The 17,480-nt window shown below is 67.6% G+C and carries 13 protein-coding genes; all 13 read right to left on the bottom strand.

The annotated features are described in order from the left end of the window. Positions 1-11 precede the first annotated feature (11 nt). Complete coding sequence (locus VFU06_06990; GenBank protein HEU5209140.1) at positions 12-2,756, bottom strand: UPF0182 family protein; 2,745 nt, start codon at positions 2,754-2,756, stop codon at positions 12-14. Between the two features lie 15 nt (positions 2,757-2,771). Further along, positions 2,772-5,099: a hypothetical protein gene (locus VFU06_06985; protein HEU5209139.1), complete on the bottom strand. Its 2,328-nt coding sequence runs from the start codon at positions 5,097-5,099 to the stop codon at positions 2,772-2,774. Between the two features lie 168 nt (positions 5,100-5,267). Beyond that, entirely contained in the window at positions 5,268-6,776 is a 1,509-nt protein-coding gene (locus VFU06_06980; GenBank protein ID HEU5209138.1) for an NADH-quinone oxidoreductase subunit N, read from the bottom strand. A gap of 18 nt (positions 6,777-6,794) precedes the next feature. After that, positions 6,795-8,369 (bottom strand): NADH-quinone oxidoreductase subunit M, encoded by a 1,575-nt coding sequence (locus VFU06_06975; protein HEU5209137.1) that lies wholly within the window; start codon positions 8,367-8,369, stop codon positions 6,795-6,797. A gap of 1 nt (position 8,370) precedes the next feature. Then, positions 8,371-10,398 carry an NADH-quinone oxidoreductase subunit L gene (gene nuoL / locus VFU06_06970; protein HEU5209136.1) on the bottom strand — a complete coding sequence of 676 codons (2,028 nt, stop codon included), beginning with the start codon at positions 10,396-10,398 and terminating at the stop codon, positions 8,371-8,373. A gap of 1 nt (position 10,399) precedes the next feature. After that, a complete protein-coding gene (gene nuoK / locus VFU06_06965) occupies positions 10,400-10,693 on the bottom strand; it encodes an NADH-quinone oxidoreductase subunit NuoK (GenBank protein HEU5209135.1) in 294 nt (97 codons plus the stop codon). Position 10,694: 1 nt separating this feature from the next. Further along, a complete protein-coding gene (locus tag VFU06_06960) occupies positions 10,695-11,210 on the bottom strand; it encodes an NADH-quinone oxidoreductase subunit J (GenBank protein HEU5209134.1) in 516 nt (171 codons plus the stop codon). Then, entirely contained in the window at positions 11,207-11,704 is a 498-nt protein-coding gene (locus tag VFU06_06955; protein HEU5209133.1) for an NADH-quinone oxidoreductase subunit I, read from the bottom strand. The genes VFU06_06960 and VFU06_06955 overlap by 4 nt, the downstream gene beginning before the upstream one ends. Continuing rightward, on the bottom strand, positions 11,695-13,002 hold the full coding sequence (nuoH, locus tag VFU06_06950) for an NADH-quinone oxidoreductase subunit NuoH (protein ID HEU5209132.1): 1,308 nt from the start codon (positions 13,000-13,002) through the stop codon (positions 11,695-11,697). The genes VFU06_06955 and nuoH overlap by 10 nt, the downstream gene beginning before the upstream one ends. Beyond that, positions 13,002-14,603 (bottom strand): 2Fe-2S iron-sulfur cluster-binding protein, encoded by a 1,602-nt coding sequence (locus VFU06_06945; protein ID HEU5209131.1) that lies wholly within the window; start codon positions 14,601-14,603, stop codon positions 13,002-13,004. Before VFU06_06945 ends, nuoH begins: the two co-directional genes overlap by 1 nt. A 5-nt stretch (positions 14,604-14,608) precedes the next feature. Further along, on the bottom strand, positions 14,609-15,907 hold the full coding sequence (gene nuoF / locus VFU06_06940; protein ID HEU5209130.1) for an NADH-quinone oxidoreductase subunit NuoF: 1,299 nt from the start codon (positions 15,905-15,907) through the stop codon (positions 14,609-14,611). After that, on the bottom strand, positions 15,908-16,588 hold the full coding sequence (locus VFU06_06935) for an NAD(P)H-dependent oxidoreductase subunit E (GenBank protein ID HEU5209129.1): 681 nt from the start codon (positions 16,586-16,588) through the stop codon (positions 15,908-15,910). A gap of 61 nt (positions 16,589-16,649) precedes the next feature. Then, a partial coding sequence (locus tag VFU06_06930; protein ID HEU5209128.1) for an NADH-quinone oxidoreductase subunit D occupies positions 16,650-17,480 on the bottom strand: 831 nt, incomplete at its 5' end.

Genomic DNA, 17,480 nt, shown 5'->3' with positions numbered 1-17,480 from the left:
CGGCAAGCTGATCAGTCGGGCGATTCCGGCTCTGTCGCGGCGCGCCTCAACAACTCCTGCAGCTCGCTCCAGTGGCGGCCGAACGCAGCGAAATCACCGTCGCGCAGCGCTCGATCCGCAGCCTGCTGCAGGCGCAGCGCCTCGGCTGCCCAGGGTGCGGGCAGCGCCGGCTGTGACGGCTGCTGCGTGGCGCGCGCCGCAACGCTGCGTCCGCCGCCGAGTCCCGCGATCGCGGCCGCCAGCGTGGGCTCCATGTTCACACTGACGCCATCGCTCACGATGACGCGCTGCAGCTGCGGCAGCGCGGTACCCGCAGCGGACAGGTAGAGCGGCACGACGTGCAGGACGGCGCTGTCCAGCGGGACGACGCGCAGCTGGCCGAGCTGCAGGTCGACGCCGGGGCTGCGCCACAGGGAGAACTGCGCACTGATACCGGCGTCCTGCTCGATCAGTGCAATGATCTGGCTGGGACCGCGCGTGACATCGGCGCTCGGCAGCTCCAGCAGCAGCGCTTCGCCGTAGTGCTGCGGATCGTTCCGGACCAGCAGCAGTCCCGCCATGGTCTGGCGGTCCGCCGCAATGAAGGGCGTGCTCAGCAGGAACTCCGCGCGCGTTGCCCCCGGCAGTGCTGCCATCATGAACAGCGGCTCGTACGGGCCCGCCTGCGCACTGCCCTGCACCGGTCGTTGCCACGCGCTCTGCCCGGAGTAGAACACGTCCGCCTCCGTGACATGAAAGCGCGCGAGCTTGTCTGCCTGCGCCGCAGCGAGGGCGGGCGGGTAGCGCAGGTGCGCCTGCAGCTCGGAGGGCATTGCCGACAGCGGCTGCACCATGCCGGGGAAGATGCGCCGGTATGTCGCCAGCAACGGCTCGTCCGGATCCAGTGAGTAGATCGTGACTTCACCGCTCACGGCGTCCACCAGTGCCTTGGCACTGCTGCGCAGGTAGCGGGTCGAGCCAGTCCCCATCGGGAGCGCCTCGGAAAGCGGGAAGTTCGCCGTCGAGGAGTATCCGTCGATGAACCACACGATACGCCCGCGGTGGATCACCGGGTATGCGTCGTCGTCCCATGCCAGGAACGGCGCGAGCTGGCGCACGCGCTGCACGACGGGGCGGCGGAAGAGCAGCCGGCTGCGCTCGTCGCGCTCGGTCGAGAACAGCAGGTTCTTGTCGCCGAAGCGCCAGGAGAACGCGAGGATGCGCAGGAAGGAGTCGAGCTGAATGCCGGTGCTCACGGCCTCGAGCGGCGCTACGCGGCCGGCCGTGTCCGCTTCGGGATTGAGCACGACATACTCCTCCATCCCCTCGCCGAAGTAGACGCGCGGCTCGCTCAGCTCCAGATCGGCAGGAGCAAGCCGGTCGCGTTCCACCGTGTCCGCGTTGGTCAGCCAGTAGACCGGATTGCCCCGCGCGGCCTCGCTCGCGAGCGTGACGACCGCGCCGATGCCGTGCGTGTAGGTCGGCGCCAGGTGGATGTTGCGCCACGTCTGACGATCGGCCGGCAGGCCGCTCCGCTTGAACTCGCGCACCGCGATCGCAACGTGGCGCGGGCTCCCCTCCGAACGGTAGCGGTCGAAGTCGACGTCGCTGAACTCGTAATACTGGCGACGCGTCTCTTCGGCGAACGCGGTCTGGAGCTGGTCGCGGTCCCACAGCGTCACGTCACCGAGCCAGTCGATGCCGGCGAGCTGCATCTCCGAGGCGCGCCGTGCCGGGTCCCAGGGGCGCCGCTCGATCTCGTCGAGACCGAACCCTCTGCGCGTATACTCGATCAGCCAGTCGATGTACATGCGCTCGCGCTCGAGCTGGTTCGGCTCGACCTGCAGCTTCTGGACGGCAGCCGGATAGATGACGCCGCCCACGATGCTGGCGAGAAACAACACACCCGATGCGGCGAGCGCGGGACGCCAGTTGCGACGCGTCGCTCCGTAGACGATCGCGCCCGCCGCGAACAGCGCGCACAGGGCGATGATGCTGCGGGCCGGTAACCGCGCATGCACGTCGGCATACCCGACCGTGCCGCCGAAGCCGGAGCCGTTCAGCAACACGCCGTAGCGGCCGATCCAGTAGTGCACCCCGAGCACGACGATGAATGACGCGAGCAGCAGTGCGAAATGGAAGCGCGGACCGTCATCCACCTCGAGCCGGTTCTCACGGAGGCGGATCGCGCCGAGCAGGGTGTAGCCGAGTGCGGCGAGCAGCGTGGTCCACACGAGCACGAGCATGAGGTAGCCCAGGAACTGCTCGAGGACCGGCAGGCCGAACACGTAGAAGGAGAAGTCGTTGCCGAAGAGCGGGTCGCTCACGCCCCACGCGTCGCTGCGCAGCCACGCGAGCACGGCGAGCGAAGCCCGGCTGCCGAACTGGATCCCGGAGATCCACCAGCCCGCCAGCACGGACACGAGGAAGATGCCGATGCGAACGTGCGCCCGCGGCACCTGCTCCGCGATCTCGAGATTGCCGTAGCGCCGGCGCAGGTGCACCGGGCCGAGATGCCGCACGACGTGCAGCAGGTTGACGAGCACGAGCGCAGCGCCGATCGCGCCGGTCACCGCGCGCACCACGAGCTGCGTCGTGATGCGCGTCCAGAGCGCACCCGCCTGGCCGAGCGCCGAGTACCACAGCACCTCGGTGTACAGCCGAACGACCGCACTGCCGACGAGCAGCGTGACCAGCAGTGCGCCGGCCGCGATGAGCAGCCAGCGCACCGTGCTCCGTCGAATGCGCCTGAGCCGGGCGCTGCTCGCCGTCTGCATGTGATGCTCCGCGCGTCAGTACTGCGCGTTTGCCTCCCGTGGTGCGCCCAGCGTCGCGCGCAGGTCGTCGATCATGCCGATCGCCTCGGCTTCGAGCTCGAGCCGGCGCACCCACGCCTGCTCCTCGCCCACCGGGCCGCCGTAGAGCTGGACGTGGAAGCGCAGCGAGTTGCTCGTTCCCGATGGACGCACCGTGATGTAGCTCAGCCGGTCGCCCAGGTAGAAACGGAGCCCCTCGTCCGGGAAGCCGGTCCAGTTCGCGCCGTCGTACTTGCCCGTCCAGTAGTAGCGCGTGTCGGTCACGTCGCGCCCGCCAATGCTGACAGACTCCTTCTGCGCACGCTCGTAGAGCGCAATGCACTTGTCGAGGATGGCCTTCTTCTTGGAGTCGCCCGCCAGGCCGGGGTACTCGCCGTCGAACGGGTCGGGCTCGTAGTAGTTCACGAACAGGCCGACATCCGGATCCGCGTAGATCTCGCGCGCGAGCAGCGTCATCAGGTCGATGCCCTGCTCCTTCGCGTACGCGGCGACCTCCGTCGTCAGCAGCGTGGCGAACGTGCCGTCCTTGTCGCGCACGTGGCCGCCGGTGCCGAGTGCACGGTCGTCGGCCGGGAAGCCCGCGGGCGGACCGCCCAGGATCGAGAAGCCGTTGCTCTGCTCCAGAGTCGCCGCGTTGAACGTGCGGCCGCCCGGCTCCATGCCCGTCGTGTCGAAGAAGATCTGGTGACACTTGCTGCGCTCGTCGGGATCCGCACCGACGGGACGCCCGTCGCGGATCGACGGCAGCTCCGCACCGCGCCACGCGTGCGCGACACCCGCCGACAGCCAGCCGAAACCAACCCACGTCTTGAGCCAGCCGAGGCCTTCACGCTCGGCGAGACGCGCGATCATGTCCGTCGTCGTATGACTCAGCGCGATGAAGCTGCGCGCCGGATCCTTGATCGCACCGAACTTGATCCGGTACCAGAGGATCAGCGTCCACATGTCGTCGGCCGGGACGAGCACGTGCCGGTCGCTGTAGCGCAGCATGCCGGGGCGCTGTCTGCCCTCGAGCGCCGTTACCAGCCCTGCGGGCGGCTTCACGATGACGGCGGAGCGGTCCGCATCGGGATCGGTGGCGACCAGCAGGTCGGCATCATCCCAGGAGATATAGCGGTCCCACTCCTTCGGCGGTGATTTCGCCTCGGCATCCAGCTCGCGCAGCGCGATCACCGCAGCCCGCGAGTCGCCCGGGTCCGGCTGCTGCTCCTCGCCCGGCGTGCTCTTGAACGCGGGGAACAGGCCGTTCAGCGTGTCCAGGCTCCGGATGCGGTAGATCGTCTCGAAGCCGAGATCGTTCAGCAGGCGCGGGATCGCCCGCCTGCCGGCGCCGTTGAACGCGGAATAGATGATCTTCAGGTCGCGCGCGATCCCGGGGTCACGCTCCTGTTGCCGCAGCACGAAGCGGCGCATGTGCGCGATGTGCTGCGAGTGCATGTCGACCAGCTCGCGACCGTAGTACTCGTGGTCCGGCAGCGGCTCGCTGCCACCGAGGAAGTGCAGATTCGAAAGCGTTTCCTCGTCGGCGCTGTCGAGATCGACGGGATGGATGTCCTTCGGCTTCGCGGGCGCGATGTACTTCGCCAGGATCTGGTCACGCACCTCGGGCGAGAACTGCGAGCCGTTGGGCCCCGACAGCTTGAAGCCGTTGTAGCGGTAGTCGTTGTGACTCGCTGAAATGAACACGCCCGCATCCGCCTTCATCGAGGGGATCGCGAACGTGACCTCCGGGTACGGCACCGCCTCGTCGAACAGGAATACCTCGACGCCCTCGGCGAGGAACGTTTCGGCAATGATGCGGGCAAAGGCGGCGCCCTGGATGCGGCTGTCGAAGCCGACGACCACGCGCGGCGTGCGGTCGCGGATCGTGTCGACCAGGTAGCGTGCGACGCCGTAGGCGCACTTGAGCACGATGATGTTGTTGATCGTGTTCGGGCCCTTCAGGATGCGCGCATCGACGCCCTCCGCGGCGAGGCGCTCGATGTCCTCCTTGCGGAACGCCATCAGCGAGCGGATGCCACCGGTGCCGAACTTGACCTCGCGCACGAACGCGTTGACCAGCTCCTCCCAGCGGCCTTCGCGCACCGCGTCCATCACACCGCCTGCCAGGTTCGGCGACAGCCTGCGGATGTCGGAATCGGTCACCCACTGCCGAAGGTTCGGGAAGACGTTGCTGCGGGCGGCATCGTAGTAGTTTTCGGCGAGCTCACCGCTCGCGCGCATGCGCTCCAGGTACTGCTCGATCCCCGCCTCCGCCTGCGCGAGAAGATCGCTGTCAACCTCGATCGTATCCGGTCTGGCCATGTAGAATCACCTGTGGAATGTGCCGCGGCGTGCGGCGTCTGACCGTCACACGGCCGCAATGTGCATGCCCTGCCCTGACGTTGCGCACCGGAACGAACGAGGCGGCGCCGACTGCGGCCGCCGCCTCCTCGTTGCCCGTACGCCGCACCCTGCTGCGGCCGGTCCGCCTCAGTTGCGGCCGAGCATGGTCGGCACGTGCATCAGTGCGGCGGCGCTCCGCTCGGCCGCATCGAGCAGTGCGCCCGGGAAGATCCCGAGCACGAGCACGCCGATCACTGCAGCGACGATGGCGACCCTGGTCCCGGGCGAGATCGTGAGCGTGAGCGGCTCCCCATCCGGCTCCCGGAACCACATGTACCACGCCACGCGCAGGTAGTAGTAGTAGGAGATCAGGGACGCGAGCACCAGCGCGACTGCAAGACCGATCAGCCCCTGGTCGATGGCCGCGCGCAGGATGAACACCTTGCCCACGAAGCCGCCGGTCAGCGGGAAGCCGGCCAGCGACAGCAGGAACAGCGTCATCGCCGCGCCCAGCATGGGTGAGCGCCAGCCGAGCCCGCTGAACCAGTCCAGTCCCGTGCGCCCCTCGCCCTTGCCGGCCACGACCATGAGCACGGCGAACGCCCCCGCGGTCATGAACGTGTAGACGACGAGGTAGAAGAGCACGGAGGCGGCCCCGAGCACATTGGCCGCGGCGAGGCCGACCAGCAGGTAGCCGGCATGCGCGACGCTGGAGTACGCGAGCATCCGCTTGACGTCGCCCTGCACCAGCGCGGTCAGGTTCGCGCCGACCATGGTCAGGATGGCCAGCCAGATCGCCAGCACGTCCCACGAGTCGTAGACGCCCGGGAACGCGGTCAGGAACACGCGCACGAACGCCGCGAACGCGGCGGACTTGACCCCCACGGCCATGAACGTCGTGACCGGCACGGGCGCACCCTCGTAGGCGTCGGGCGTCCACATGTGGAACGGTACGGCCGAGACCTTGAACGCGAAGCCGACGGCAATGAGCGCGATGGCCGGCAGCAGCAGCGGGCTCGCGCCGATGCCATCGACGCCGATCGACGCCGCGATCTCCGACAGGTTGGTCGTGCCCGTCGCACCGTAGACCAGCGCGATGCCGAACAGGAAGAACGCGCTCGCGAAGGCGCCGAGGAGGAAGTACTTGAGGGCGCCCTCCGCACCGCGCGGGTCGCGCCGGTTCGCCGCCGTGAGCACGTACACGGAGACGGACATCAGCTCGAGCGCGATGAACATGATCATCAGGTCGCGCGTGCCGGCAAACGTCATCATGCCGACGGTGGCGAACAGGATGAGCGCGTAGATCTCGCCCAGCAGCATCCGCTCCTCGTCGAGGTAGCGGTCGGCGATGAGCACGAAGAACGCGCCCGACGCCAGGAAGATGTAGTTGCTGAAGGTGCGGAACGAGTCGAGTGCGATGCTGCCGGCCAGGTTGGCCTCGTTCACTCCGCCCAGCCACCAGTTCGCCGCTGCGGCGAGCACCAGCCCGACGAGCGTGAACCAGCCGAGGCCCCGCCAGGATGGCCCGGAACGCGAGCCCTTCTGGAAGACGTCGACCATCAGCACGAGCATTCCCCAGACCGAGAGCACGATCTCGGGGAGCAGCGCCAGCGCGTAGTCCGCCTGGCGCGCAAAATCAAGCGTCAGCCCCTGCACGGTGTATCGTCCTCCGCCCTATTGCACGGCCGCGCCCGGGTCGCCGGCCTGCGGCGACGGGGGCAGCACGTTGAGCGCCGCCATGCCCGGCGACGTACGGATCTCCACGGTTTCCAGCACCTGCACGAGCGTCTGCTCCGTCCGCTCGAGGAACGGCTTCGGGTAGACGCCCATCCAGATCATGCCCGCGATCAGCGGCGCGAGCACGGCGATCTCGCGCGGGGTCAGGTCGGGCAGCCGCTCGTTCTCGCTCCGGTCGAGGCGGTTGAACCAGATGCGCTGGACCATCGGCAGCATGTAGTACGCGGCGAAGATGACGCCGGTCGCGGCAATGATCGCGACCCACGGATGCGTCTGGAACGTCCCGAGCAGCGCCAGGAACTCACCGATGAACCCGCTCGTACCCGGCAGCCCGATGCTCGCAAAGGCCGTGATGATGAATGCGGTGCCCATGAGCGGCGCCACGGCGGCGAGTCCACCGAAGTCGGCGATCAGGCGCGTATGACGCCGCTCGTAGAGCATGCCGAGCAGGAGGAACATCGCGCCCGTCGAGAGCCCGTGCGACAGCATCACGATCATCGCGCCCTGCGCGCCCTGGATTGTGAGGGCGAAGATGCCGAGCACCACGAAGCCCATGTGCGAAACGGACGTGTAGGCGATCAGCTTCTTCGCGTCCGGCTGCACCGCGGCGACCCACGCGCAGTAGATGATGCCCATCAGCGCCAGGAACATCAGGATCCCGACGATCGTGGGATGCGTCGCCGCATGCGGGAAGAGCGGCAGCAGGAAGCGCAGGAAGCCGTAGCCGCCCAGCTTCAGCAGCACGGACGCCAGCAGCACCGACCCCGGCGTGGGCGCCTCCACGTGTGCGTCCGGCAGCCACGTGTGGAACGGGAACACCGGCAGCTTGATCAGGAACGCCAGTGCGAACGCGCCGAACAGCCAGTACTGCTCTGTGAACGTGAGCGGCACGCGCAGCAGGTCGAAGTACGCGAAGGACGCGTCTCCGGTCAGCGCCCGATGCTTGAAGAACAGGTACAGGATGCCCACCAGCATCAGCAGCGAGCCGATACCGGTGAACAGGAAGAACTTGATGGCCGCGTACACGCGCCGCTGGCCGCCCCAGATGCCGATGATGAAGTACATCGGCACCAGCATCAGCTCGAAGAAGACGAAGAACAGGAACAGGTCCATCGCCATGAACGCACCGACGACGCCCGTCTCGAGCAGCAGCATGTTGGCGTAGAAGGCACGCTCGCGCCGCGTGATGTAGCGATAGCTGCCGAGCACGGCGAGCGGCATGAGCATGGTGAGCAGGAGCACCAGCAGTACACTGATGCCGTCCACGCCCAGCCGGTACCAGATCCCCCAGCCGGGGATCCACGGTGCATTCACGGCGAACTGCATCCCGCCCGATGCCGCGTTGAAGCCGAACCAGAGCGGCAGCGAGATCAGCGCGGTGAGCAGCGTAACGCCGAGGGCGGTGTGCTTCGCGCGCGCCTCGTCGCCGGCCAGTACAGCCACCATGCCGAGGAGCGGCACGACGATGAGCGCCGTCAGCGCCCAGCCCGGATACCCGATCGATTCCAGCATGCTAGCCCAGCATAAAGGCGAGGAGGAGCAGCGCGCCCAGGACGATCATGAACGCGTAACCATTGACCAGTCCGGTCTGCATGCGCGAGTTGACCCAGCCCAATGCGCGCGAAGCGTAGCCTGCGCCGTTGGCCACGCCGTCGATCACGCCCTGGTCGATCCAGCGCGCAAAGAACCGCGACAGCGCGAGCACCGGCCGCACCACGATCGCGTCGTAGATCTCGTCCACGTACCACTTGTTGTAGAGGACGCTGCGGAACCCGGTCGCCTCCTCAGCCTGGTCCGCGGGCAAGACGCGCCGTCGGCCGAGCGTGAGCGCCGTCAGCACGACGACGGCCGTCGCAAGGGCGAAGGAGACCGCGGCCCACATCGCCGCGCCACCGCCGAGCGGCGACCGCTCGGCGAGCTCGCCGGCGTTCTGCACCATGATGCCGTCGGCCGTTTCCGTCAGCGGGTGCAGCCAGTCGTGCAGCCACTCGCTGTGCGGGATCCAGCCGAGCACCGGCATGTGGCCGATCGCCTCCGGCACGTTGATCCAGCCGCCCACGATCGAGAGCACGGCGAGGACCGCGAGCGGCACCCACATCACCGGCGGGACCTCGCGCAGGTAGCCACGCTCGCGCTCGCCCGTGCGGTTCTCGCCGTGGAACGTCATGACCATCAGGCGCGTCATGTAGAACGCGGTCAGCATCGCGGCGATGAGCGCCACGATCCAGATGACGCGGAACCAGGTCTCGAAGGGACCGACCGCGTGCGCGGCGGCCATCCAGATGATCTCGTCCTTCGAGAAGAAGCCCGCAAACGGCCAGATGCCGGCGATGGCGAGCGTGCCGATCCACATCGTGACCCACGTGATCGGCATGTACTTCTTGAGCCCGCCCATGTTGCGCATGTCCTGCGCATCGGCCTGGCTGTGCGTGTGGTGCAGCGCCTCGTGCATCGCGTGGATCACCGCACCGGAGCCCAGGAACAGCAGCGCCTTGAAGAAGGCGTGCGTCATCAGGTGGAAGATGCCGGCCGCGAAGGCGCCGACGCCCACGCCGATGAACATGTACCCGAGCTGCGAGACGGTCGAGTACGCGAGCACCTTCTTGATGTCCGTCTGCACGAGCCCGATCGTCGCGGCGAACAGCGCGGTGAGCGCACCGATCCCCGCGACCGTGATCTGCGAGACGGGCGACAGCGCGAACAGCACGCTCGACCGGGCGACCAGGTAGACGCCCGCCGTCACCATGGTCGCGGCGTGGATCAGCGCCGAGACCGGCGTCGGACCGGCCATGGCGTCCGGCAGCCAGACGTACAGCGGGATCTGCGCGCTCTTGCCGACGGCGCCAATGAAGAAGAACAGCGTGATGGCGGTCACGACCGCGCCGCCGTACGCGAACGTCGCGGGCGCGGCGTCGAAGATCGGAATGAAGTCCAGCGTGCCCAGGTTGCTGAACAGCATGAACATCGCGATCAGGAACCCGACGTCGCCGATCCGGTTCACGATGAACGCCTTCTTGCCCGCGTCCGCCTTTTCCCGGTCGCGGAACCAGAAGCCGATCAGCAGATAGCTGCAGAGTCCGACGCCTTCCCAACCGACGAACATCAGCGGGTAGCTGGAGCCGAGCACCAGCACGAGCATGAAGAAGACGAACAGGTTCAGGTACGAGAAGTAGCGCGCGTACCCGGGGTCCGCCTTCATGTAGCCGATGCTGAAGACGTGGATCAGGAAGCCGACACCCGTGATGATCAGCGTCATCACGATCGACAGCTGGTCGAGCTGCAGTGCGGCGTCGATCTGCAGGCTGCCGACCGACATCCACTGGAAGTAACGCTCGACCACGGGCGCGTGCAGGTCCGCGCCGAGCATGCCAACGAAGTTGACGACGGCAATCACGAAGGCGAGCCCCACCACGGTCGGCCCGACCAGCGTGGGAATCGACTTGCGCTCCGGTGCACCGAACGCTGCCACCATGTTGATGAGGCAGCCGAGCAGCGGCAGGAGCGGGATCGCCCAGAGAAGCGTGGGTTGGAACTCGTTCACGCTACCACCGCAGCAGGTTGAAGTCCCGGGTGTCGACGCTCTCGGTGTGACGGAACACCGAGATCACGATCGCGAGCCCGACGGCGGCCTCCGCCGCGGCGACCGCCATCACGAAGAACACGAAGATCTGGCCGTCGATGCCGACACTGCGGGAGATCGCCACGAACGCGAGGTTCACCGCGTTCAGCATCAGCTCGACGCACATGAACAGGATGATCGCGTTGCGCCGGAAGACCACGCCCGCGACACCGAGTGAAAACAGGATCGCACTCAGCCAGAGTGACTGGGTGATCATCTCAGACCCTCCGCTTGGCCAGCAGCACCGCGCCGATGATGGCGACGAGCAGCAGGATCGACGTGAGCTCGAACGGCACGATGTAGTCGCGGAACAGCGGCATCGCGATGGCGCCGACCGCGTTCAGCTCGGTCACGGCGGCATCGATGCGCTCCGCACCGCCGCGGTCGACCAGTGCGCCCTCGAGGCCGAACGCACGCGACACGGCCCATGCGCCGACGCCCGCCGCGGTGAACGCGACAATGATCCAGCCCGCGCCCCGCAGGTCGTTGCGGTAGTCGTGGCCGAGGTTGAGCAGCATGATCGTGAAGAGGAACAGCACCATGATGGCGCCGGCGTACACGATCACCTGCAGTGCGGCGATGAAGTACGCGCCGAGCAGCACGTAGATCGCCGAGAGGCTGAAGAACGTGAGCACGAGAAAGAGCAGACTCGCGACCGGCGTCCTGCTCATCAGCATGGCAATGCCGCCGCCGATCGCGAGTGCCGCGAATACCCACCAGAGCAGCTCGATCATTGGCCCGCCGGGTCTGCCGGGTCCCACAGGGACGAGTACGGATGGTCCTGCGCCATCAGGCGGTCCAGGTCGTAGACGAAGCGCTCACGGGTATACTCGGCGTTCTCGTAGTCCTGCCCGACATGGATCGCCTCCACCGGGCAGACCTCCTGGCACATGCCGCAGAAGATGCAGCGGAACTCGTCGATCTCGTAGACGACCGGGTAGCGGTTGCCCTGGTCGTCCTCGCCGGGAACCAGTCGGATGCAGTTCGCCGGGCAGATCGTCGGGCACAGCCCGCACGCCACGCACTTCGGCCGGCCATCCGCGTGCACCGCCATGCGGTGCGTCCCGCGCCAGCGGTCCGAGAGCGGCGGCTTCACGTCCGGATACTCGATGGTGACCTTGTTCGGGTTCACCAGGTGCCGGAACGTGAGCGCCATGCCCTTCAGGGTTGCGCGCAGGTACGACGTGTTGGCCGTCGGCCGGCGCATCGTCTTCACGCCTATCGCCATGCTGCCTCCTCAGCCGCTTCCGCCGCGGGCCGCACTGCGGTCGCGGTCACGCCCACCGGCATGCCCGGCCGCCGCTTGCCCTCGAGACCCGGGCCGGCGGAGCCGGCGATCACGCGGTCGCGGTCGATGATCCAAAGAAAGATGCCCGTCGGAATCAGGTTCACGATCGTCAGGATCACGCCGTAGCCGAAGCCGTACTCGATCCCGAGGCTGTCCAGCGTGAGCACGGCAGCCGCCATGATCACGATGTACGCGAGCGCGACCGGCAGGAGGACCTTCCAGCCCAAATGCATGATCTGGTCGTAGCGGAACCGCGGCACGGTCCAGCGCACCCACATGAAGAGCACGATGAAGAAGAACGTCTTGATCGCGAACGACAGGAACGTGAGCAGCGTCTTCCAGACGGCAGGCTGCGCACCCTCGACCACCCCCGGCGCGATGATCCGCATGTTGTCGAACGACAGGAACGGGATGTCCCAGCCGCCCAGGAACAGCGTCGCCATGAGGGCGGACGCGGTCACCATGTTGGAGTACTCGGCGATGAAGAACATCGAGAACTTCATCGACGAGTATTCCGTGTGGTAGCCGGTCACCAGCTCCGACTCGGCCTCCGCCATGTCGAACGGCAGCCGGTTCGTTTCCGCGAAGGACGCGATCACGAACATGAAGAAGGAGAGACCGAGCGGCAGTGCATACCAGAGCCCGAGTCCCGCCTGCTGGTCCCACACGATCTGCGTCAGCGTGACGTTGCCGGCGAGGATGAACACGGGTATCAGGCTGAGGCCGAGCGAGACCTCGTAGCTCACCATCTGCGCGCTCGCGCGCATGCCGCCGAGCAGCGAGTACTTGCTGTTCGAAGCCCAGCCGGCCATCACGATGCCGTACACGCCCAGCCCGGTCAGCGCCAGGATGTAGAGAATGCCGATGGGCAGGTCGGCGAGGATCATGTCGACCAGTCCCCACGGCGTGGGCAGCGGCGCCGCGAAGGGCACCACGGCGAACGTGATCGCCGCGGGCATGATCGAGATCATCGGTGCCAGCACGAAGAAGATCTTGTTCGCCTGCGCCGGCAGTGTCTCTTCCTTCAGGATGTTCTTGAGCCCGTCGGCGATCGGCTGCAGCAGGCCGGTCGGGCCGACCCGGTTGGGCCCGAGCCGGTCCTGGATCCAGCCGGCGATCTTGCGCTCCAGCAGCGTCAACATCGCGACGATGATCAGGATGGCGACGAAAACGACCAGGATCTTCACCACGGTGATGATCCACCACGCCGTCTGCGACATGGGTGCGTACTCGTGCATCAGTCGCCTCCGCCCGCGCCGATCGCGACCGGCTCGTTCATGAGCGCGCCGCGCGTGCCGATCATCTCGTAGGTGAGTCCTGCGAAGGGCTCGAAGAAGGAGCCGACGCGCAGGAAGGCGTTGGCCGCGTCCGCCGGCGCGGGCCCGTCATCGAGGCCCGCCAGCAGCACGCCGAGCACCTGCCAGGCGGGGCGCGCCAGCGGCGGCGGCTGGAGCGCCGGCCAGAAGCGCTGCACGCGCCCCTCGAAGTTCGTGAATGTGCCCTCCTGTTCCGCGAACGTGGAGACGGGCAGCACGAAGTGCGCGTTGCGCGCGGCCGGGTGCAGGCGGTGGCCCAGGTAGACGAAGAGCGACGCGTCCCTGCCGAAGTCCGCCGGCAGGTCGGCCAGCTCGTCGCCGAGCACGATCAGCACGTCCGCGCTGGTGAGGCCACCCTGCGCGCGATCATCGCCGACGCGCTCGAAGCCGAGCGCGCTCAGGCCGCGGCCGTTGGCCGCCAGCTCGCGACGGCGCGCCAGCTTCGGGAAGCCCGGCAGCACGACCTCGTCCTCGGCGCGCGCGGAGCGGTAGACCGGCGCCGCGGCACCGAGCAGGCTTCCGAGCCGCGCGAGCAGGCCGTTGTCCTCGTTGGACAGCATGGGCGAGCCGACAATGCGCACGCTGCCCGCGCGCTGCTTCAGACGGTCCAGCAGTGCCAGCATCGCCGGCTGCCAGTTCTGCGCGACCAGGCGCTCCCCGTCGCGCACGAGCGGTGCCTCGATCCGGTCGGTGCCGTTCATCCACTCGTAGCTGTGGCGGCCGTAGTCGCACATCCAGTACGAGTTGACGTCCGGGTTCGCGCGCGGGCGCAGCCGCTGGACCAGGTTGTCACGCGTGTCGATCCGGATGTTGCAGCCCTGCGAGCAATTCGGGCAGATGGACGGCGCGTGGTCCAGATCCCAGACGCGCGCCTTGTGCAGGAAGTCCTTGTCGAGCAGCGCGCCCACGGGGCAGATGTCGACGATGTTCGTGTGGAACGGACTGTCGTCGAGGCCCTGCTCGAAGAACGTGTCGATCACCGAGCGATGGCCGCGCTGCACGACGCCGAGCAGGTCGTCCTGCGCGACCTCGCGCATGAAGCGCACGCAGCGCGTGCACATGATGCAGCGGTCGCCGTCGTACAGGATGTTCCCGCCGAAGTCGTCCTGCCCGAAGATGACCTTGGCATCGCGCAGGCGGCCGTGCTTCGGCCCTTCCGCGTGCACGAAGTCCTGCAGCCTGCACTCGCCCGACTTGTCGCAGACCGGGCAGTCGAGCGGGTGGTTGATCAGATAGAACTCGAGCGTGCCCTTGCGCGACTCGCGTGCGCGCTCGCTCTCGGTCAGGATGTTGTTGCCCTCGGCGACCGTCGACACGCACGCCGGCTGCAGCTTGGGCACACCCTCGATCTCGACCAGGCACATGCGGCACATCGCGGGCGCCGACAGCCCCGGATGGTAGCAGTAGTGCGCGATCCCGATGCCGGCCTGCTCCGCGGCCTCGATGATGCGCGTCCCCCTGGGGACCGTCACCTCGATGCCGTTGATGCGGCAGGTTACGTTTTCCGTCTGCTCGTTCGCCATCGTCATCACACCGTGAGCGCGCCGGCCGGCACTTCGCGCCGGATACGCGCCATGTATTCATCGCGGAACTTCGCGATCGAGCTGGCAACCGGTGCCGCGCACGAGTCGCTCAGCACGCAGATCGTCGTGCCCGTCATGTTGCGGCCGACCTCGAGCAGCGTGTCGAGATCGTCCGCCGTGCCCTCCCCCGCCTCGATCCGGCGCATGATCTTCGCCGTCCACTCCGTACCTTCGCGGCACGGCGTGCACTGCCCGCACGACTCGTGGGAGTAGAACTCGACCATGCGACGCACGGCCTTGACGATGTCCGTGCGATCGTCCATCACGATGACCGACGCCGTGCCGAGCATCGAGCCCGCGGCCGCGACGCTCTCGTAGTCGAGGTTGATGTCGCACTCGCTCGCCGCGAGGATCGGCACCGAGCTGCCGCCCGGGATGACGGCCTTCAGCTCGCGACCGTCGCGGATCCCGCCGCACACGTCGTAGATCAGGTCCTTCATCGGGAAGCCGAGCGGGAGCTCGTAGTTGCCGCGCCGTACGACGTGACCGCTCACGTTGAACAGCTTCGTCCCGGGGCTCTTCTCCGTGCCGATGCTGCGGTACCACTCCGCACCGCGCCGCATGATGTGCGGCACGGCCGAGACGGTCTCGACGTTGTTGATCGTCGTGGGTCGCGAGAACGCACCCATCACCGCCGGGAACGGCGGCTTGATGCGCGGTTGGCCGCGGCGCCCCTCGAGCGAGTTCATCAGCCCGGTCTCTTCGCCGCAGATGTAGGCACCGGCGCCGAGGTGCAGCGTGATGTCGATGCCGATCCCGGAGCCCATCATGTCCGGCCCCGCGAAGCCCGCCTCGTACGCCTCCTCGATCGCGCGTCCCACGATCTGGGCCGGCTCGAAGAACTCGCCGCGCATGTAGATGTAGACGTGCTTCGCCCGGATCGCGTGCGCACCGATCAGTGCGCCTTCGATCACCTGGTGCGGCGTCCAGCGCAGCAGCTCGCGGTCCTTGAACGCACCCGGCTCCGACTCGTCCGCGTTGATCAGCAGGTAGTGCGGCTGGCGGCTGTCGTCCCTGGGCATGAACGACCACTTCACACCCGTCGGGAACCCCGCACCGCCGCGGCCACGCAGGCCGCTCGCCTTCACGACCTCGATCACGTCGTTCGGCGCCATGCCGAGCGCCTGCCGGAGCGCCTCGTAGCCGCCGTACTTCTTCCACCCTTCGATGGTCCGCGCCGCCGGGTCGCCGAAGGCTTCCGTCAGGACGCGCGTCTCGCGCTCGTGCTTGTACGGGTATGCCATTCAGCGCTCCTGCTTCGGCGCCTCACGGCGCAGCCGCTCGAGGATCGCAGGCACGTCGTCCGGCGTGACGTTCTCGAAGTAGCGCTCGTTGACCTGCACCACCGTCGGGAACCCGCACGCCCCGAGGCACTCCGCCGGGATGCACGTGAACTGCCCGTCGGCGGAGATTTCTCCGGGCTCGGTGCCGGTCTGCTCGAGGAACGCCTCCATCACCTCGTCGGCGCCGCAGATGTTGCAGCACACGTTGGTGCAGACCTGCACGAGGTACGTGCCGACCGGCGCCTTGTTGTACATCGTGTAGAAGGTCGCGACACCGCGCACGTAGACGGGCGAGAGACCCAGCTCCTCGGCCACGCGGTCCATGTCGGCGGGCGAGAGCCAGCCGTGGATCTCCTGCGCCAGGTTCAGCGTCGGCAGCAGCGCGCCCTGCGCATCCGGGTAGCGCGACTTGATCTTCTCGAGGCGCTCCCGGTACGGCCCCTCGAAGAGCGGCGCGTCCGGCTGCTTCTCGGCAAGCTGATACGGGTACGAGCAGGCGCCCCCCGCGGCGCGCCCCTCCGGCGGCCGCACGCCCACGTACGACGTGCCGCGCACGTCGGCCTCGGGAAGGTGCGCGAAGTCGCCGCGCTCCCCCGCCCAGCCGTCGTTGCCGCCCCGCAGTTCTGTCTTGGATTCCGCCATTACTCCCGTCTTTCACCCGGCCCGGGCCCGGGCCCATGGCCCCGGCCCGCCGTTCAATTGACTACCGGTCGATTTCGCCCAGCACGATGTCGAGCGACGCGTTCACCGCAATGACGTCCGCGAGCAGCTCGCCCTCGACCATCTTCGGCAGCGCCGAGATGTTGATGAAGCTGGGTCCCCGCACGCGCCAGCGGACCGGCTTGCTGCCGCCGTCGCTGACCACGTACATGCCCAGCTCGCCCTTGCTGCTCTCCACACTGAACCAGCTCTCGCCGACCGGAGCCTTGACCCCCTCCATCACCAGCTTGAAGTGATGGATCATCGACTCCATGTCGCTCATCAGGTCCGTCTTGCCCGGCAGGATCACGCGCGGATCATCCACGTTGATCGGCCCACCAGGCAGCCGGTCGAGCGCCTGCTCCAGGATACGCAGCGACTGCCGCATCTCTTCCATGCGGCACAGGTAACGGTCGTAGCTGTCGCCGTGCTCGCCGACCGGTACGTCGAACTCGTACGTCTCGTAGTCGTAGTACGGGCGATCCCTGCGCACGTCGTACGGCACGCCCGAAGCACGCAGGTTCGGACCGGTCAGCCCGTAGTTCACCGCGTCCTCCGCGCTGATCACACCGATGTCACGGTTGCGACCGACCCAGAGGTTGTTGTGCGTCAGCAGCGTCTCGATCTCGTCCAGCGTCTTCGGCAGCGTGTTCACGAAGTGGCGCAGCGCGTCCGTCCACCCGTCCGGCAGGTCGGCCATCATGCCGCCGATGCGCGTCGAGGACGTCGTGATGCGGGCACCCGTCAGCGCCTCGTGCAGATCGTAGATCCGCTCGCGCTCCTGGAACGCATACAGGAAGGGCGTGAATGCACCGACGTCGATCGCGGTGGTGCC

Source organism: Longimicrobiales bacterium (assembly GCA_035764935.1).
In the GTDB taxonomy this organism is placed as follows: Bacteria; Gemmatimonadota; Gemmatimonadetes; order Longimicrobiales; family RSA9; genus DASTYK01.
The sequence above is the reverse complement of the archived record's forward strand: the minus strand, read 5'-3'. Positions and strand labels throughout refer to the sequence as shown.